The 19,734-nt window shown below is 69.8% G+C and carries 13 protein-coding genes; 10 read left to right on the forward strand and 3 right to left on the reverse strand.

The window, feature by feature from the left end:
• The first annotated feature begins 18 nt into the window (after positions 1–18).
• From ACFW9O_RS28100 to ACFW9O_RS28120, 5 genes are all read left to right on the forward strand, one after another.
• Complete coding sequence (locus ACFW9O_RS28100) at positions 19–1,779, forward strand: sulfatase (RefSeq protein ID WP_384613207.1); 1,761 nt, start codon at positions 19–21, stop codon at positions 1,777–1,779.
• Between the two features lie 154 nt (positions 1,780–1,933).
• Entirely contained in the window at positions 1,934–4,141 is a 2,208-nt protein-coding gene (locus ACFW9O_RS28105; protein WP_384613208.1) for a sulfatase-like hydrolase/transferase, read from the forward strand.
• A 125-nt stretch (positions 4,142–4,266) separates the two neighbouring features.
• Entirely contained in the window at positions 4,267–5,541 is a 1,275-nt protein-coding gene (locus tag ACFW9O_RS28110; protein ID WP_384613209.1) for a hypothetical protein, read from the forward strand.
• 318 nt (positions 5,542–5,859) lie between these two features.
• Positions 5,860–9,720, forward strand: a complete 3,861-nt coding sequence (locus tag ACFW9O_RS28115; protein WP_384613210.1) for a S8 family serine peptidase — start codon at positions 5,860–5,862, stop codon at positions 9,718–9,720.
• 229 nt (positions 9,721–9,949) lie between these two features.
• The gene (locus ACFW9O_RS28120; RefSeq protein WP_384613252.1) at positions 9,950–11,104 is read left to right on the forward strand and encodes a serine hydrolase domain-containing protein; all 1,155 of its coding nucleotides are present in this window, start codon (positions 9,950–9,952) and stop codon (positions 11,102–11,104) included.
• Positions 11,105–11,154: 50 nt separating this feature from the next.
• Here ACFW9O_RS28120 and ACFW9O_RS28125 read toward each other — a convergent pair whose 3' ends face one another.
• Together ACFW9O_RS28125 and ACFW9O_RS28130 are read right to left on the reverse strand one after the other, a co-directional pair.
• Positions 11,155–12,324, reverse strand: a complete 1,170-nt coding sequence (locus ACFW9O_RS28125; RefSeq protein ID WP_384613253.1) for a helix-turn-helix domain-containing protein — start codon at positions 12,322–12,324, stop codon at positions 11,155–11,157.
• A 186-nt stretch (positions 12,325–12,510) separates the two neighbouring features.
• Positions 12,511–13,005: an RICIN domain-containing protein gene (locus tag ACFW9O_RS28130; RefSeq protein ID WP_384613211.1), complete on the reverse strand. Its 495-nt coding sequence runs from the start codon at positions 13,003–13,005 to the stop codon at positions 12,511–12,513.
• A 695-nt stretch (positions 13,006–13,700) separates the two neighbouring features.
• On the opposite strand from ACFW9O_RS28130, the gene ACFW9O_RS28135 reads away from it, so the two are divergent.
• The 5 genes from ACFW9O_RS28135 (at position 13,701) to ACFW9O_RS28155 (ending at position 18,523) form a co-directional block, all read left to right on the forward strand.
• Positions 13,701–14,516 carry a TauD/TfdA dioxygenase family protein gene (locus ACFW9O_RS28135; protein WP_384613212.1) on the forward strand — a complete coding sequence of 272 codons (816 nt, stop codon included), beginning with the start codon at positions 13,701–13,703 and terminating at the stop codon, positions 14,514–14,516.
• A gap of 132 nt (positions 14,517–14,648) precedes the next feature.
• A complete protein-coding gene (locus ACFW9O_RS28140) occupies positions 14,649–15,188 on the forward strand; it encodes a GNAT family N-acetyltransferase (protein WP_384613213.1) in 540 nt (179 codons plus the stop codon).
• A gap of 209 nt (positions 15,189–15,397) precedes the next feature.
• A complete protein-coding gene (locus ACFW9O_RS28145; protein ID WP_384613214.1) occupies positions 15,398–15,967 on the forward strand; it encodes a DUF4232 domain-containing protein in 570 nt (189 codons plus the stop codon).
• Positions 15,968–16,163: 196 nt separating this feature from the next.
• Positions 16,164–17,033: an alpha/beta hydrolase family protein gene (locus ACFW9O_RS28150; RefSeq protein WP_384613215.1), complete on the forward strand. Its 870-nt coding sequence runs from the start codon at positions 16,164–16,166 to the stop codon at positions 17,031–17,033.
• 77 nt (positions 17,034–17,110) lie between these two features.
• A complete protein-coding gene (locus ACFW9O_RS28155) occupies positions 17,111–18,523 on the forward strand; it encodes a carboxylesterase/lipase family protein (RefSeq protein ID WP_384613216.1) in 1,413 nt (470 codons plus the stop codon).
• Between the two features lie 62 nt (positions 18,524–18,585).
• Here the strand turns inward: ACFW9O_RS28155 and ACFW9O_RS28160 are convergent, their stop codons facing one another.
• Positions 18,586–19,698, reverse strand: a complete 1,113-nt coding sequence (locus ACFW9O_RS28160; RefSeq protein ID WP_384613217.1) for a PucR family transcriptional regulator — start codon at positions 19,696–19,698, stop codon at positions 18,586–18,588.
• Between the last annotated feature and the right edge of the window lie 36 nt (positions 19,699–19,734).

The following is a 19,734-nucleotide window of genomic DNA, read 5'->3' on the forward strand; positions in this document are numbered from 1 at the left end:
CAAGCAGAAGGAAACCCCGTGAGAAACAGACAGCTCAGGCGACTGGGCCTGCTCGCGCTCCCGACGGTACTCGCCCTCACATCCGTCGGCGTTCCGTCCGCCGCCCAGGAGAGGGCGGCCGGACCCGCCCGTCCCGACGCCGCGCGTCCGAACATCGTCTTCGTGCTGGGCGACGACTTCGGGTGGACGGACCTCAGCAGTCCGCGGACCAACCAGGGCAACGCGAACGACTTCTACGAGACGCCGACCCTGGAGCGGATCGCCCGGGAGGGGGTGGCGTTCGACAACGCGTACGCGTCCCCGAACTGCGCGCCGACGCGGGCCGCCCTGCTCACCGGGCTGTACGCCCCGCGGCCCACCAACAACATCTACCTGGTCGACGACCTCAACCGCGGTGGTGACGACACCCTCCTGGTCGGGCCCCCACAGGGTCTGCCCGACGAGGACGTCGCGCTGCCCGCGGAGGCGGTCACGGTCGGCGAGCGGCTGCAGGGCGCCGGCTACACCACGGGATACCTCGGCAAGTTCCACGTGGCGGCGACGCCGTCCGACATCACCACGGTGCACGGCTTCGACGAGAACATCGGCGGTACGCACGCCGGCGCTCCCGGCGCGTACCACGCGCAGAACGGCACATTCGTGTCGCAGATCGGCCCGGAGCTGGACGCCTTCGCCGCCGACTACACCCAGCAGTACGTCGACGACAACATCAAGCCGTATGCCCACACCACCGACCCGTCCGCCCTCGATGCCCTCGTCGGCACCGACAAGCACGTGTCGGACGCGCTGGCGGACGCCACGATCGACTTCGTGGACCGCAACAAGGACGATCCGTTCCTCGCGTTCCTGAGCACCTATGCCGTCCACACACCGGTCGGAGCCAAACAGGCACGCGCGGACCTCCTCGCCAAGTACCGGGCGAAGACGCCGGGAACGGGTCCCTCGAACCCCGCCTACGGCGCTCTGGTCGAAGGACTCGACCAGAGCGTGGCCCGCGTGATCGAGCACCTGGAGACCACCGCCGACCCACGTCGCCCGGGCCACAAACTTGCGGACAACACCGTCGTCGTCTTCACCGGGGACAACGGCGGGGTCGGCCAGTTCACCGACAACGGTCCGCTCCGCGGGGAAAAGGGCGAGCTGCGCGAAGGCGGGCTGCGCGTGCCGCTCATCGCCTGGAGTGGTAACCCCGCACTGGTCGACGGCAACACGGTCAACCACACCCCCGTGTACAGCGCGGACCTCCACACCACCTTCGCCTCCCTCGCGGGCGCCAGGACACCGGGCGCCAGGACACCGGGCGCCAGGACACCCGCCGGCCAGCCTCTCGACGGTGTCGACCTGAGCGGCCTGTTCGCCGACGCCTCGAAGCAGCTCGACCGTGACGCTCTCTACTGGCACCTCCCCGGCTACCTCATCGACGCCTCCCGCGACCAGCACCCGCAGTCGGTGATCCGGTCCGGCCGCTGGAAGCTGCTCTACAACTACGAGGACCGCACCTGGGAGCTGTACGACCTGGTCGCCGACATCGGCGAGGGCGACAACCGGGCCGCCCGGGAACCTCAGGTCGTTCACCGTCTGGGTCACAAACTGATCCGCTGGCTCGACAAGCTCGACGCCCCCCTGGCAACCCTCCGCGACGGCCACGACCCGCTGTCCTTCACCGTTTCCGGCGACGTCTACGCCAACGGCCACACCTCCCACCACCGGAACGAAACCCTGGTCGTCGAACCCGGCGAGGAGATGCCGGTGGTGCTCACCGGCCCTGCGGCCCGGTAGACACACCCGCGCCGACCAGCCCGCCGCCGCATCTCGCGGCAATCCCCGCCCCACCCGGGCGCCCTCCGCCCCGCACCGGATCAGACGCGGGGCGGAGGGGCACCGGAGCCGGCAGGCCCCTCACCCCGCCCACCCCACGCAGAAGGAGTCCTACGTGCCCAGCCGCCGACAGTTCCTCGCCGGATCGGCAGCCGCCCTCGGTACGGCCGCTCTGTCCGCCGCCCCGGCAGCAGCCGCCGGCCACCCGGGCGGCAGACGCCCGAACATAGTGGTGCTCCTGGCCGACGACCTCGGCTACGGCGACCTCGGAGCGTACGGTCAGCAACTGATCCACACCCCGCGTCTGGACCAACTGGCAGTAGAGGGGACCAGGTTCACCCAGGCATACTCCGCAGCCGCGGTCTGCGCGCCGTCGCGGGCCTCGCTGCTGACCGGACTGCACGGAGGCCACGCGCCGGTACGACAGAACCCCTTCGGCGGTCCGCAGGGCTCGCTCGGGGACGACGACACGACCTTCGCCGAGGTGTTGCGGGCGCGCGGTTACCGCACGGCCTGCATCGGCAAGTGGGGCTTCGGGCCGGAGGAGGCCGATCAGCCCAGCCACCCCAACCGGCGCGGCTTCGAGGAGTTCTACGGATACATCACCCACGGGCACGCCCACGAGTACTTTCCCGACTACCTCTGGCACAACGGCGAGCGGGTCGAGCTGCCGGAGAACGCGGGCGGCAACAAAGGCACGTACGTCACGGACCTGATCGAGCGGCGCGCCGACGCCTACATCACCGAGCACGCGGACGAGCCGTTCCTGCTGTACCTGACCCCGAACCTTCCGCACGCGCCGAGCGACATCCCGGACACCGGCGAGTACGCCGACCAGCCGTGGGGCGCGTCCGACAAGGGCCACGCGACGCAGGTGACCCGGCTGGACTCACTCGCGGGCTCGGTCGTGGACACGTTGCGGCGCCTCGGAATCGACCGGCACACCCTGGTGCTCGTGACCAGTGACAACGGCCCCCACGAGGAGGGTGGTGTCAACCCGGACCTCTTCGACGCCAATGGGCCGTTCAAGGGCTACAAGCGCAACCTCTACGAGGGAGGCATACGGGTCCCGCTCATCGCGTGGTGGCCCGGCACCGTCGGTCCGGCCGTCACGGACCGCGTCACCCCGCTGATCGACGTGCTCCCGACCCTTGCCGAACTCGCCGACGCGCCGGCGCCGCGCGACGTCGACGGCCTTTCGGCAGCCGCCCTGCTCACCCTCGGGCCCAGCGCCGCGCCGCTGCACGACCACCTCTACTGGTACCGCAACGACCCCGGCTCGACCTCGCGTGCCAAGGCGGTCGACAAGGGCCGCATCAACGTCCTCGCCGAAGCGGTGCGCCGCGGCCGGTGGAAGGCCGTCCGATTCGCGCCCGCCCGGGACCGGGGCGTCCCCGACGATCAGTGGCAGTTCGAGCTCTACGACCTGGCGGCCGACCCGGGCGAGACCACGGACGTGCACGCCGGCAACCCCGAGGTCTCGGCGGAACTCACCGCTCTGCTCCGGGCGTCCTGGGCGGACACCTACCACCGCGAAGGATTCGGCGTGCGGCTTACCGCTCCCGAACTCGCTTTCCCCGGCAAGGTGTTCACGGCGACCGCTGTATTCACCAACGCCTCCGCCCGCGCCTGGGCGCGCCCCCGGCTCAGGCTCACGGTTCCCGACGGCTGGCGGGTCGAGCCCGTCTCCGGCCGACCTGCGGACGACCTCGCCCCGGGCTCGGCCCTGGAGACCACCTGGGCGATCACCCCGCCGGTCGAGGGGACCCCGGCCGGAACGTGGTCACTGCGGGCCGAGGCCACCGCTCGTCACGGGCGGCACCAGGTCCGCTACGAATCCCGGCGCGCCATCGCCACACCGCCCCCGGCACCGACCACCGACACCTACCTCAGTGACATCCCCTGGCTGGCGGCGACCAACGGTTGGGGACCGGTCGAGCGTGACACCAGCAACGGCAAGAAGCCGGCAGGCGACGGCACTCCGATCAGTTTCGGCGGAGTCACCTACACCAAGGGCCTGGGCGTCCACGCCCACTCGGAGATCGTCTACCACCTCGGTGGGAACGCCTCCCGGCTCACCTCGGTCGTGGGAATCGACGACTTCTCCGCCCGCCAGAGCGCGGCCGGCGGCACCAGCGCCGAAGTCTGGGGCGACGGCCTGCGGCTCTACGAAAGCGGCCTGCTCACAGCCGCAGGCGGCCCACGCCCCGTCGACGTGGACGTCACCGGCGTGAGGCTGCTCCGCCTGGTGGTGCGGAACGCCAACGACAGCACGTCCTTCGACCACACGTCATGGGCCGCTGCCCACGTCCGCGTCGGCTGACGTACGAAAGCAACGGACGGTCCCCCCGGGGGGCGTCGCAAATCCCTGCGCACCGAGCCCACCCTCCGACCCCATCACCGGGCGCCGGAGGTGTGGCAAGTGAGAACCACACATCTAGGAGCAGAATGACTACGAACCGGCCGGACCCTTCCCGCCGCCCGTCACGCCGTGCCGTGCTCACCGCCGGAGCCGCAGTGGCCGGCCTCACGGCCTTCGGCAGCACCCCGGCTCACGCCGGGACTGTCCGTCGAACGGACGGCGCTCGCCGCGGCTCCCTCGGGTCGGGCGCCTCGCTCTACTCCCTGGTCGAGGCATACAGCACGTGGCAGCATCGCACCGGGACCAGGGGCGAGGCCGCCTCGCTCCGGTGGCTCGAGCGTGAGCTGCGGAGCCTGGGTGCGGCCACCGGCCGCTGGTACTACGACTACCCGCACTACGAGTGGAAGGCGCAGGTCCGGGTCGGGAACGTCAACGTCCCCACCGTCCCGCTGTACTACGAGGGTGTCGGCCGGAGGAAGGGCCGCGCGGACTTCGTACGACCTGTGACGACCAGTAAGGACGGCAACGACCCTTCCGTGCTGGCGGCAGTGGCCGAGGCCGCTGCTGCCGGAGCCTCGGTGGCCGTCCTGCCCACGACCAGCACGACCGCCAATTACCCGGCATACGACGGGCTGGTGGCCTACAACAGCGACCCCGCCGCCCCGAAGACCGGCGTTCCCACGCTCCTGGTTCCCGGGCGGGTCGCCGGCCGGATCCAGCGGTACGGCGCCGACGTCGACTTCCGTGCCCGAACCATTCCGGCGCGTACGTACTGCCTGACCGGCTGGTTCGGCACCCGGACGCCGGTCGCCGACCCCGTCGTCGTCACCACCCCCCTCAGTGGATGGTTCACCTGCGCGGCCGAGCGCGGAACCGGCCTCGCGCTTGCTCTGGCCCTGGCAGACGAGCTCTCGCGTGAGCACCCGGTGTTCTTCCTCGGCAACACCGGCCACGAGCTCAGCAATTTCGGTGTGCGCGCCTACTTGGCCCAGGGGTTCGACCTCCGGCCGCGCGCGGTCTTCCACCTGGGCTCCGCCCTCGCGGCGGCTGCCCCCGGGGCCGACGGCCGTCTCGAACTCACGCCCCGCGGCGCGGCCAGCAACCCGGGCTTCGACGCGGTTCCCGGCCTCGCCGCACACCTCGCCACCGCGCGGTTCGGCCAGGCCGCCAAATTCCCTGGTGAGGGCGCGGTGTGGAACCAGCTCCTCGGGCCCTCGGTTCCGCTGCTCTCCCTGGCCGGGAACTTCCGCCAGTTCCACACCCCGGACGACCTGCCCCAGGTCACGACCTCGCCCGAGGTGCTGGAACAGGCGTACAACGCGGTGCGGGCCGCGGCGAGGGACCTGATCTCCGCCGGCTGATCGATCCGGTACGAATCATCTCGGCGACGAGGACCTGCGCACCTGGATGATGTCGTTCGCGACCCTGCTCGCGGTCAGCACCCAGGATCAGTGGCCTGGCGAGCGTGAGCTGGAGACGTCCGGGCCGCCGCGCGAGGCCCGTGGCAACAAAGCGCCATGTGGCGCAGATGCGCCACGGCACCCCTGGTTCCGCCGGTAACCCGCCGGTTAGGTTCCGGGCGGCGCGACATCGTACGGACGTTCGGCTGGTCACCTCCACGCTGTTCCCGGATCGCTTTCTTTGGCGCGCCTGCCTGTTGAGCGTGCGAAAGGAACCCGATGTACGTATTCCGCGAAAGACGGCTGCGAACCGCTGCCGTCGGCGGAGTGGCAGTGGCGGTCGCCCTGTCACTCACGAGTCAGCTACCGGTAGCAGCTGCTGCGGCGACCCCGCAGAGCGGCTCGCTCGTGCAGCCCACGACCGAGAAGAAGACAGCGACCACGTCGACGCTGACCCTGATCACCGGGGACACGGTGGCACTGACCACCGATGCGGACGGCCGGCAGTCGGTCAACATCCTGTCGGCGGCCGGGACGTCCAAGACGTTCGAGACCACCAGCGGACAGAACGGTGACCTGTACGTCTACCCGGACGACACGACAGCCGCGATCGCCTCGGACACGGTGGACCGCGAACTGTTCAACATCAGCCGGATGGTCCGGGACGGCTACGGCGACGCGAAGACCGACGAGGTCCCGGCCATCGTCGACTTCAAGGGCACGCCTGGCGCCGACGCTCTGAAGCAGAAGGCCGCAGACCTGCCGAGCAGTGACACCCAGCGCATTCTGCCGAGGCTGGGCCTGTCCGCCGTCCAGGTCGACAAGGACGGCGCGAAGGGTTTCTGGCGGGCGGTCAAGCCGACCACCTCGCTCACCCGCAGTGGCGACAGCAGCGTCGTTCCCGGGACCGCCGGAGTGGCCAAGGTCTGGTACGACGGCCGGGCGAGCGTCCTGCTGGACAAGAGCGTGCCGCAGATCGGTGCCCCGGAGGCATGGGCCAAGGGGTACGACGGCAAGGGCGTGAAGGTCGCCGTACTGGACACCGGAGCCGACCTGAACAACGCCGACATCAAGTCGGACATCGTTGCCAGCCAGAGCTTCGTCAACGGTCAGACGGTCCAGGACGGCCACGGCCACGGCACCCACGTCGCGGCCACCGTCGCGGGCAGCGGCGCCAACGCCGGCGGCGCGTACAAGGGCGTGGCCCCGGGCGCCGACCTGCTGATCGGCAAGGTGCTCAGCGACAGCGGGAAGGGTCTGGACTCCGGCATCCTGGCCGGCATGGAGTGGGCGGTCGCGCAGGGCGCCGATGTCATCAGCATGAGCCTCGGCGGCGCCGACACCCCCGGCGAAGACGTCATGACCAAGGCGGTCAACTCGCTCAGTGCCTCCTCCGACACCCTGTTCGTCATCGCGGCAGGCAACGAGGGCAGGAAGGGCGAGTCGACCCTCGGCACCCCCGGTGCCGCCGACGCGGCCCTCACGGTCGGCGCCGTCGACAAGTCCGACGCGCTCGCCGACTTCTCCAGCCGCGGTCCGCGGCTCGGGGACATGGCGATGAAGCCCGAGATCACCGCCCCGGGTGTGGACATCGTCGCCGCCCGCGCGGCCGGTACCACCATGGGCACCCCCGTGGACGCCGACTACACCTCCGCCAACGGCACCTCGATGGCCACCCCGCACGTGGCCGGTGCCGCCGCGATCCTCAAGCAGCACCACCCCGACTGGACCGGGCAGCGCATCAAGGAGGCCCTGACCACGCACGCCAAGTCGGCCGCCGAGCAGACCGTCTACCAGCAGGGCTACGGGCGGGTCGACATACCTGCCGCGCTCGACCCGTCGCTGGAGCTGTCGGGCACGGCCGACTTCCGCGTGATCCCGTGGCAGAAGGGCACGCACGAGAAGCGGACCCGCACTCTCACGCTCCGCAACAACGCCACGAGCGACACCGTCGTGACCCTGGCCGCATCGGTCAAGGACAAGAGCGGCACCGAGGTCCCCGCCGGCACGCTGGCCCTCTCGGGAGCGGGCCTGGCCGACGGCCGGGTCACCGTCCCGGCCGGCTCCACCGCCGAGGTCACGGTCACCCTCGACCCCAACGGACTGAAGACCAGCCACTACAGCGGATCCATCACCGCCACCGCCACCAGCGGTGAGTCGGTGCACGCCGCACTCGGCTTCGTCACCGCCGTCGAGCAGCACGACGTCACGCTGAAGGCCACGGACCGCTTCGGAAACACCCCCAAGGCGTTCAGGTTCACCCTGCACGGGGTGGACAACACCGTCTGGGAGAGCCAGACCATGTACGACAACGGCACCGCCACCCTGTCGGTACCGCTCGGCACGTACTCCGTCGAAGGCTCGATCTACTCGTCGGCACCCGCCGGCGGCGCGATCTCCTACGCGGCCGACCTGTACTCCGTGCCGAACATCGAGGTGAGCGACCGGGACCAGACCGTCACCGTCGACGGCACCACCGCCACCGACATCAGCGTGAACATCAAGGGCGAGAAGCGGCCCCTGGAGAACGGCCAGGTGAGCGCGTTCATCGTCCGTGACCCCGGCACCGCGGGCGGTTACTCGAACTTCTCCGGCATCGGCAACCTGCTCAACCACACCGACCTCAGGCAAGGCGCCATCCCCAGTGACGCCGCCACCACCGGCGCGCTGCGCCTGGAGACCGGCCTGGCCCGGCGCGAACCGCTGGTCCAGCTGGAGGTGACGTCCCCGGGGCACACGACCATTCCGCTGAAGTCCTCGGTGAACGCGAAGCGCTTCGAGGGCACCAAGCGCACCGAGCTGGTCGACCTGGGCGCCGGCACCGAGCAGGACTTCGCCGGTGCCGCGGTCAAGGGCAAGACCGTCCTGGTCTCCGTGGCCGACGTGACCAAGGCCGACGAGCAGGCCACCAGGGCCGCGGCTGCCGGAGCCGTCGCGATGATCGTGGCCCCTGCGAACCCCGGGCCGAGCGGAAGCGGCGTCCCCGCCGGACAGACCATCCCGGTCGCCCACGCCACGTACGACAACGCCGCAGCCCTCAAGGCTCTGCTGGCCAAGGACAAGGTCCGGATCGCCCTGAAGGGCGTCCTGGAGTCGGGCTACACCTACAACCCGCACTTCACCGACGACCGGATCCCCGCCGACCTGGCCAAGACCGTCGACGTCAAGGAATTCGCCAAGGTCACCAATACGTTCCGCTCGGACGGCGCCCGGCGCCTGGGTGCCGAGAACATCAACGTCTGGGGCCCCCTGCAGGTGAGCACGGGATCCGTCGGCCAGCCGCTCTACCAGGGCACCACTCGCGACGACTACTTCCTCGCGGGCACCGGGGTGTCGTACCAGTCGTCGGCGACGGCCAACTTCCAGTCCAGTGCCTGGCGGATGAGCGACCTGCGCACCACCTTCAGCACCCCGGGCAAGTCCTACACCCGGAACTGGTTCGCCGGGCCGGTGCGCCTGTCCCAGTACGAGTTCGGACCGTGCGCGTTCTGCCGCAGCGACATCTGGCAGAAGCTGCCCAGCAACAGCGGTGCGGACAACGACCCCAACCACACCATGTCGGGTCAGACCGCCACCTGGAGCTTCTACCGCGACGGGCAGCCGATCACCGGCTTCGGCCAGTTGTCGCAGGAGAAGGCGGACTACCGGTACGTCCTCGACCAGAAGCTGGCCACGGATGTCCCGGGCATCAACCTGGGCCGCGAGATACGGACCGAGTGGAACTTCAGCCAGGCGGCACCCACCACCATGGCCATCGAGGGCTGCGACACGCTGTTCGTTCCCACGCCCAAGCTCTGTGAGTCCATGCCCGTGGTCCTGCTCGACTACGACCTGCCGCTGAACGTGCTCAACCAGGCACGGGCCGGTCTGCCGTACACCTTCACCGTGGACGCGGGACGCCCCAAGGGCTGGGCCGGCTCCGCCAAGATTTCAGGTGCCAAGGTCTCCGTCTCCTACGACGACGGCGCCACCTGGAAGTCCGCCGCGATGCTGCGCAAGGACGACAACTCCTTCCAGGCGCTGCTGTGGCACCCCAAGCTGGCGGACACCAACGGTTTCGTGACCCTCAAGACCGAGGCCTGGGACTCCGCGGGCAGCCGCACCGTCCAGACCATCACCCGGGCCTACGCCCTCAAGTGAGGACCTGAACCACCGGACAGCAACTGACCGGCCGTACGCAGGACGGCAGAGGGGCCCGGAGTCCGAGTGGACTCCGGGCCCCTGTCGGCGTCCTACGGGGGGCAACCCCCGGCACGCCCTGAGGCCAGCGTGTCGGTACGTCAGGGGGAAGGCCGGATGGGACCGTCGGCTCTCCGCTGATGGGATGGACACCGAAGGCGCAGGCAACCCGAACGGAAGCGAGATCATCATGCACGCGTTAACAAGGCGCCGGCGGGACATGGTCGCCCTGAGCGCCCTGGCAGCGGTCCTCCTCGCCGCATCGACCGGGCTGCCGGCGGCGGCGAAACCCCAGCCGACCGATCCGCTCCAACAACAGGTGGACGCGATCCACGACACCGGGACCATCGGTGTGTCCGCCGAGGTGACGTCACCGGGCACACAGGACAGCGCGCGTGCCGGGACGGCCGGGACGGGCACCAGGAGACCGGTGCCACGCAACGGCAGGTTCCGGATCGGCAGCGCCACCAAGACCTTCACCGCCACGGTCGTGCTGCAACTCGTCGCCGAGGGACGGATGTCCCTGGAGGACACCGTCGAGCAGTGGCTGCCGGGAGTGGTCCGGGGCAACGGCAACGACGGCAGCCGGATCACCGTGCGGCAGCTGCTGCAGCACACCAGCGGCATCCGCGATGTCGGGCCGGAGATACCCGCGCTGAACAGCGCGGACGGCTATCGGGACGAGCGGTTCCGCACCTACACCCCCGAGGAGTTGGTGGGGAAGGCGATGCGGCACACCCCCAAGTTCCGCCCGGGCGAGGGCTGGTCCTACTCCAACACCAACTACATCCTCGCCGCGATGATCATTCACAAGGTCAGCGGCCGGAGTTGGGAACAGGAAGTGAAGGACCGGCTCATCCGCCCGCTGGGCCTGAGGGACACGAGTACGCCAGGCTCCTTCCCGTTCATCATCGGCCCGCACGCCCAGGCCTACACCGCGTTCGGCACCGACGCGGGCCCGGGCCCCGACGTCACGGCACTCAATTCGAGCATGGCCGTCGGCGCCGGTTCGATCATCAGCACCACGCACGACCTCAACCGGTTCTATGCCGCGCTGCTCGGCGGCCGGCTGCTGCCTCCGGCGCAGCTCGACGAGATGACGACCACCGCGCCCGCGCCCGAGCTGGGTGTGAACTACGGACTCGGTCTCGCCGAGATCCGGCTGTCCTGCGGCGGCAGTTACTTCGGTCACCGGGGCGAACTGCTCGGTTACGTCACCTGGGCCGGCGCCACCCGGCACGGGACCCGGACCGCCGTGGTGTACGGCACCAGCGACGGCAGCCGGGACACCCAGCGGGCCATGACCACACTTGTGGACCGGCAACTGTGCCGGACCAGCTCGTAGGGTCCGTCCTCACCCGCGGAATCGTCACCCGCCACGAGGACCGCTACCTCCTACGAAGCAGCGGTCACACTCGCACCACTCCTGCTCTGGTCGAGATCGATGTGAAGCCGGACCCCAGGACGGAGCGGCATGCGGTGGCGTGCGTGACGTGGAGGGTTTCTGCGCTCTGCGTGCTGTGACGCGAGCAGGGAGAGCGCACGGTGTTCGGTAGGGGTGATCCCGTAGGCTTCGCGGAACGCCCGGCCGAACGCCGTTGCGCTGGAGAAGCCCCAGCGGGCCGCGATCACTTGAACGGGCTGACCGCTCAGTTCCCCGCGTGCCAGGTCGGCGTGGGCGCGCTCCAGCCGGCTTCGGCGGATACGTGCCGCGACGCTCAGGTGCTGGTCACGGAAGAGGGCGTGGAGTCCCCGCAGGGACACGTTGTGCCGATCAGCGATCAGCTGAGGAGTCAGACCCGGGTCGCCGAGGTTGTTCTCGATGAAGCGGTAGATCCGCTGCAGGGTCTCCTGCGCACGCGCCTCGGCAGGCGCCTCGCCGAGGTCACCGAGCTGGTGAGCGAGAAACGCGGTGGCCAGGTCGAGGGCGACGGACCCTATGCCGCGCAGTTCCTCCGGGCGACAGCGCGTTCCGTGTTTCAGCATTGCTTTCAGGAAGTCGGCGAGGATGGCCCCTGGCCCCACGTCCGCGGCCAGTTCCTGTGCGAGGAGGCGGTCCACCCGGTCCGGGCGCAGCGCCAGGGCCGGACGGGGAATCTGCAGCACTATCGTCTCGACCTGCCCGCCGGTGCAGGCCCCGTCGCTGGGTCGTGAGGTGTCTGTGAGGACGAGTCCTCCGGCGACCACCGATTCATTGCCCCGCTGAGAGATCCTGACCGCACCTTGTGTGACGAGCGCCAGCTGCATGTGCTCGGGATCCCCACGCCGGACGTGTGCCGAAGTGCGGCGCGAAAGCACCGGTGAGCAAGCCACGGCGGACAACCGCACCACGCCGAGATCCAGGTCCGTGATGCCCGCCCGGAAGTCGGCCGTATGCCGGGCGCTGAGCTGGACAGGCATCACTTCGCTGGACACTGTCTCGCAGAACCAGTCAAACCTGTCCTCGCATGCCACGAAAGCATCCGACGCAACCGACAACCCCATGCGATCCCCCACGCGTTGAAACGTGGCAGCGCCCCAGCCCCATACCGGTTGCCGCACAGCTGTGCTTCCCCACCGCCACATGAGCAAGGATATGACGCATGTTTTCGGCCACGCACTCAGGCCGTTGCGGCGCTCGCCGACGAGCGCGCGGGACGACGTGCGCCGACTTCGTCCAGCCGGGCTCCGGGCAGACCGGGGACGCCGTGGCACGTGGCCTCGGCGTCCCCGAGTCAGAGCGTGCTGGGAGTGCCCCAGCTCACGAGGCTGTCAGTTCCACCGCTGCACGGGCGGCGCGGGCTCTCCACAGGTCCAGAGAGTGAGGTAGGCGCCGTCGGCCCAGGAGTTGCCCTTGGGAGTGATGCACTTACCACCGTGCTGCGTAAAGGTGTGGCTGTACCCCACGACGAACAGCTGAGATGCGGCGCTGCTGTTGCAGGTCCACAGAGTCAGCACTGCGCCGTTGGTGCCGCTCGCATCGCCGCTGGGCGTCAGGCACTTGCCACTCGACTTGTGCACAATTCGGTTGTCGGAGCTCTGCATCCACTGCTGCAGGTCGCTACCGGTACAACGCCACTGGGTGATGATCGCCCCATTCGCGGTGCTGTTCCCCTCGGGAGTGGCGCAGAGAGGGGCTCCCAGGTAGTAGCCGTTGTCCAACGTGCTCCAGTATCCGTAGCCCACCGCCTGTGCGGTACCGGTGTTCAGCACGCCCAGGGACAGTGAGAAGAGAAGAGCCGTCAACACTGTTGTGAATTTGCGCATCGATATTCCTAGCATGTTTTGTTCGATTGAGAATTCGGGCTGGATCGGACCAGGCACATGTACACAAGTGATCGCGGAATCCCGTCCAGGAGCCCCGCGGTGCTGTGCGGTCACCTGTGTGCGCCCATCACCGATCGGAGGTCTGCGTACTGCGGTGTTCTCGTCCGCGACACGAAACTAGGCGCCCGCGAGGGACGGAGTTGTCCATTCAGTGCACGACTCCTCGACACTGCGCGCAACGCCCGGCGCAGCCGCGCGACTTCCGCCGGCCCGGAGCGGCGGCGTCCCTTCACCCGCAGTCGGTCGGTGAGCTCCGTGGCATCGGCCCGCGCGGGAACGCCTGCCGACGACCTTCGGGACCGACTCGACCGCCGATGTTCACACGAGTGACACGATGCCGTCCGACCTGCACCGCAAGGGCCGTCCGGACGCCCGAAGCGGGCTGCCCGGAGGTTCGTGGCGCCCGCGCTCCCTCGCCTGCGGCGAACCGGTCCGACTACCGTGGTCGGGTGACCGCCCCGGCCCTGTACCGCAGATTGCACGTGGATCTGGCGCGTACCGACGCGTCCCTTTGTCGACGAACCCAGGCACCGTCCTGATCCGATCCGGAGATCGGCTCAGGACGGTCCTCACCGTTCGCACGCCTCCGCCACGGAGGCGTGCGTCGTCCCGCACGACAACGGAGAGAGATGGGCATGACCACTGTTACCAGTCATGAGATACGGCGCGTAGGACCGAGGTTCGGAGCCGAGATCATCGGCGTCGACCTCACGGACACCGTCGACGCCGAGACCGCGGAGCTCCTGCGCCAGGCCTTCCGGGAACACAAGGTCCTGGTGTTCCGTAACCAGAACCTGACGCCTGATCAGCATGTGAAGGCCGTCGACATCTTCGCGGAACCGTTCGACCACCCCACTGCCGCGAAGGACGCCGCCAACCCGCTGGTCTACCCGTACAACGTCCGGCAGACCGGCAAGGCGAGCACCTGGCACATCGGCGGGCTGTGGCGGAGCCCCGTGTTCGCCATCGAGTCACTCACCTACGAGGAGGTACCCGAGCTCGGCGGGCACACCCTGTGGGCCGATCTCCAGACGGCGTACGACGACCTGTCGGAGCCGTTCAAGGTACTGCTCGAATCGGTGAGCGCCGTTTACGACGCCGACCCCGAGAACTACGCCCAGGGCAGCAGGCGGACCCCCGTCACTGAGATGGTCGAGCATCCGGTCGTGCTCGAACATCCCGACACCGGGCGGAAGGGACTGTTCATCAGCACCTCCGCACTCGGGCTCACGGGTGTCACGCCCGAGGAGGGCAAGGCGCTGCTCGACCATCTCCTCAGGCACGCCTCCTCGCCGAACTACACCATCCGGCTCGGCTGGAACCCCGGCGACTTCGTCCTGTGGGACAACCGGGCGACCTGGCACTACGCCGTGGACGACTACGGCGACGGAGCCCGTGTGTACCGCAAGGTCATCGGCGTGGAACGTCAGGAGACCGGGGCCGCCGGCTGACGGCCCGCCGCAGGGACGTACACTCGCGCCCCGGCCCGAGGGACGCGAGTGCACGTCCGGAAGCACGGCCCGGGTGATCACGGCCACCGTCCGCGGACGGCACCGGCCGATACCGACGCAAGGAGCACCGCATTGGACGTCCACGCCACCCTGACCGACGTGGCCGACCGCGCACCGGCTCCCCGCGACGGCACCGTGCAGTGGGCCGCCACGGGCTGGGATCACCCCGACGCGGTGGCCCTGCGCAACAGGATGGACGCCGAACTGCGGCCCCGTTACGCGCCCTTCGACGCCGAACGCGCCGGCTGCCGGCCCGACTCGCCGACCGCCGAGGAGATCGTCACCACCTGGGTCGCCTACGAGGGCGACCGGCCGCTGGCGACCGCCTCACTGCGACTGCTGCACCACCACGGACCGGGCCACTACGAGATCAAGCGCGTCTACGTGCACGACGGGCACCGAGGGCGCGGCCTGGCCAAGGCGGCGCTCGACGCGGTGGAGACCAGTGCCCGCGGGCTCGGAGCCGTCCGACTGCTCCTGCAGACCGGGAAACTGCAGCCGGAGGCGATGGGGCTCTACGAACGACGGGGATGGCACCGGGTGCCGCCCTACCCGCCCTATGACACCGACCCGTTCAGCGTCTGTTACGGCAAGGACCTCCCGAACGACTGACCGGCCCGGACCTCGTCACCGGTACGGGGCCGTACGTCGTTCGTACGGACAGGTTCGAACGGCGCGAAACTGAGCAGGCGACAGGTATGGGCTCACGCGCGCGCACCACCCCGTCGCCGTCCGAGCGATTCCTCCGGCTGCGAAGCCGCAGGGCGGACCGGAGGGCTCGTACCCTCCGTCGGCATCTCCTCGCCCCGATCGCCATCGTTTTGATCACCCTCGTGGCGGCCGGCTGCGCCGGTACCTCGGGCACCTCCGGCGCGAGCTCCGCCGCACCCGGCAAGGAACGCCCCTCCGACGGGTACGCCTCCGTCCCCGCCGCGGCTACGGTCGCCCCCGACGACTCCGCCGGCTCGGAGCCCGCGGCGGCCGGGCCGGGTTCCCCGCGCTGCAGGGCCGAAGACCTGGGCATGAGTCTGGGCCGTGCCGGCGCGGGAGCCGGGCAGATCCACTACCGGCTCTCGTTCGAGAACCGGTCCCGGGCCTCCTGCACGTTGCGCGGCTTCCCCGGTGTCTCACTGATCAGGCGTGACGGCAGCGTGATCGGAGTGCCGGCCGAGCGCGAGGGCGGAATGAGGGACAGGACGGTGATCGGCCCCGGACGGACCGCGGGCGTCACCCTGCACACACTGAATGAGGGAATCGAGGACTCGGGCTGCTGGGACCGGCCCGACTACCTGCGGGTCTATCCGCCCGGTTCCACGGAGGCACTCACCCTGCGCACCCCCCAACTCCGCATCTGCGGCGACCGCTTCACCACCACGGCGATGGGTGGCTGACCAGGAATCCTCCGAACGGCGGCTCAGCATGGCACCACCGCCGGGCCGGCGGCTCTCGGCATGTTGCACAAACCCCGACGTCGGTGATTGCCGCGATTGCGCAGAGACGGTGGCCGACGGCTCCCACAGGATGTGCGGTCAGACACCGAAGTGATCCGGATGAATCACTCGGTGAACCCTGACGTCAGGAGTCGCCGTGCTGTGGAGAAGGAATCTGCTCGTCCCGTTGGCCGCTCTCACCCTCGCCCTGTCCGCATCGGTCGGCGCGGGCACAGCGTCGGCGGCATCCGCCCCTGCGGGCACCCCGACGGTCACTGCCTCCAGTGACTTCGGTGCTCCCGGCCCCTACGCCACCGCGGTGGAAGTCGGAGCGATCACCACCCTGTACTACCCGCGCGACATCGCGAGCAGCGATCGCCGCCACCCCGTGATCGTGTGGGGCAACGGCACAGGCGGCGTTCCCCTCGTCTACCGGGACCTGTTGCTCCACTGGGCCGGCCAGGGGTTCATCGTCGCAGCCGCCAACACCCCGCAGTCCAATCTCGGCATCTCCATGCGAGCGGGCATCGACATGCTCACCCGCAGGAACGCCGACCCGGGCAGCATCTTCCTCAACCACGTCGACCTCGACCACATCGGCGCATCGGGTCACTCACAGGGTGGTGCTGCCGCCATCGTCGTCGGAGCGGACCCCCGCATCGACACCATCCTGCCGATCCAGCCCGGTCCGCTGGCCGACATCAACGCGGTGCACGTACCCGCGCTGCTCCTGGCCGGTGAGAAGGACAGCATCGTCTTCCCCTTCCTCGTCAAGGCCTTCTACGACGCCGCCGACCACATCCCGGCCCTCTACGGCGAGCTGCGCGGGGCCGATCACTTCACGGTCGTCGGCGACCCCGGCCCGTTCGCCGCTCCGACCACCGCGTGGTTCCGCGCCCATCTCATGGGCGACGGGACGGCCCGTGCCCAGTTCTTCGGACCGGGCTGCGGCATCTGCACCGACACCACCACCTGGTCGGACGTCCGCCGGAACAGCCTCGCCCTGAGCGTCCCGGCCACCCCGTAACCCACAGATCTCCCTCGTCACCGCCTTCCCCGCCGCCCCCGGCAGGGAAGGCGGGCACCGCTCGTGAAAGGACGGACATGGACATCGTCGCGACCACCTGTGCAGGGAAGGTCCGAGGCCGCGTCCACGGAGGAATCGCCACCTTCCTCGCGATCCCCTACGCCGCCGCGCCCTTCGGCGCGCACCGGTTCCGTGCTCCGGCGCCCGTCGAACCCTGGGACGGGATGCGTGACGCTCTGCAGTACGGGCCGACCGCTCCGCAACGCCCCTACCGGCCACCCCTCGACCAGCTGATTCCCGAGGTGGACATCAAGGGGGACGACTGCCTCCACCTCAACATCTGGACACCTGACCTCGGTGGCGACGACGGTGCCGGACGTCTGCCGGTGATCGTGTGGATCCACGGGGGATCCCTGCGCAACGGTTCGGCCGCCATGCCTCTGTACGACGGCCGTGCCTTCGCGCGCGACGGCGTGGTCCTTGTCTCGATCAACTACCGGCTCGGGGTCGAGGGATTCGGTGTGTTCCCCGACGCCCCCGACAACCGCGGCCTGCTGGACCAGATCGCCGCCCTGACCTGGGTGAAGGAGAACATCGCAGCCTTCGGCGGAGACCCCGAACGCGTCACCGTGTGCGGAGAGTCCGCCGGGGCCGTCAGCATCGCCGCCCTGACGACCAGCCCTCGCGCGGCCGGTCTGTTCCGCCGGGCGATCCTGCAGAGCGGTCCACCGCAGACGGTGACGCGCCGCCGGGGCGCGAAGACCGTGAGGGCGATGGCGAAGGAGCTGCGGGTGCCCGCCACGGCGGAGGGGTTCGCCGAGGTGAACCGCGAACGGTTGCTGGATGCGCAGGACGCGGTGGTCGGCAGGGCGGATCCGATCAGCGGCGGGCACGGTTTCCACATCGTGGTCGACGGTGACGTGGTGCCGGCCGATCCGCCGCTTCCGTCGGTCGACCTGCTGCTGGGATGCAACCGGGAGGAGTACCGCCTGTGGTTCGTGCCCGGCGGAGCGGTGGACCGCATCAGCGGACTCACGCTGCGGCTGGCCCTGCTGAAGTTCCGGATCCCCGGGCGGGTGGCGCGGCTGTACCGGGGCACCCGGCCAGGTGCCAAGCCGGGGGTGATCCTCGGCGAGATGGCCACGGACCTCCTGGTGCGCGGACCTCTCAACCGGCTGGCCGACTCCCGGCCCGCCCGTACCTTCCTCTACGAGTTCGCCTGGCGCTCGCCGACCCTGGACCTGGGCGCGTGCCACGCCCTGGAGATCGGTTTCGTCTTCGACAACCTCCGGCACGGCGAGACACTGACGGGGCCGGACGCCCCTCAGCCGCTGGCCGACGTCATGCACCGGGCGTGGGTCGACTTCGCCACCTCGGGAGACCCGGGCTGGCCCGCCTGGGACGCACGCCGTCCGGTCATGGTCTTCGACCACCCCGAAACGGGCACGGTCCTGGCACCGCGACAGGAGGAGCTGCTGGCCTGGCTGTAGCTCCGGCCGGCCCGTCGCGGGGCACACAGTCGGGACCCGCAGACCGGGCTGCTTCCTCCTGGTCAGATGAGGTCCGTCGCGACGAGTGCCGCCTGGAGCAGGCGCGCCTCTGCCGGGACCATGAGGTCCAACCCGGTCAGTGTGCCCACCCGCTGCAATCTGTAGTCCAGCGTGTTGCGGTGGATGCAGAGCTCCGACGCGGTCCTGCGGCGGTTGTGCCCGTGGTCGACGAACACACGCAGTGTCTCCAGCAGGTACGGATGGTCCGCCAACGGGTCGAGCTTGGCCGCCAGCCGCAGCAGCGCGTCACCTGGACGCGCCAGCTGGTACTCCAGCAGCACATCATCGAGCCGGTACAGCCCGGGCGGGCGTCCCAGCCGCTGTACGAGTTCGAGTACGCGCCCGGCTTCCGCCGCCGCGGCAGGAACCGCCGTCGGCCCCACGGCCGGGGCGGCCGCCGCGAACACGGACTGCCCCACGTCCTTCCCGAGCGAATCCGGCAGGCCGGACAGGTCGCAACCGCTGGGCAGCAGCGCGATCCCGGCAACGTGATCCATCAGCACCGGGACTCCCGCGAGGGCCTCGAGCGACGACTGCACCAGCCTGGACGGCGGACTCGACTCGAAGGCCAGGGCGACCACTTCATGGCCGCCGGCCACGGTGATCCGTGCCGCCTCCGCCAGGTCTTCGTACGGCCGTCCCGCCAGCAGAGCGGTCAGCAGTGCCCGCCGTACCCGCTTGTCCTCGCTGTGGATGTCCTCCTGGGCATTCCGGTGAGCGAGCACGACAGCAGGCATGGCCGCGTGCAGGCAGGCCAGCAACTTCGCTCCCGCGCCGGTCAGCTCCTCGGGCTCCGCGGTTTCGGCCAGCACCTGCCACCACACCTCGGCACCGATGAGATAGGCGGCGATCACCGCCTCCAGGGGAACGCGTTCCTCGGCCCGGCGCCCCGACCACTCGATGAGGCGGGTCAGGTCACCCGGGCCCATCACGCCGTCCTCACGCAGTGCCCGCAGCAGCAGATCGTGCACCGCCGTGATCGACCGCGCCACCTCACCCTCGAGCGTCCGGCGCGGCAGTTCCCCGTAGAACGGCACCTCAGCCGCGCAACGGGCGACGACGGCGCCGGTGAAGTCACCGCGGCGAACAGCCATCCGTGCGTGCAGACCAGGCATCGGCGTATCGTCACATCGCCCGAATGCTTGCGTCAA

It is taken from the genome of Streptomyces sp. NPDC059499, from assembly GCF_042749285.1.
In the GTDB taxonomy this organism is placed as follows: domain Bacteria; phylum Actinomycetota; class Actinomycetes; order Streptomycetales; family Streptomycetaceae; genus Streptomyces.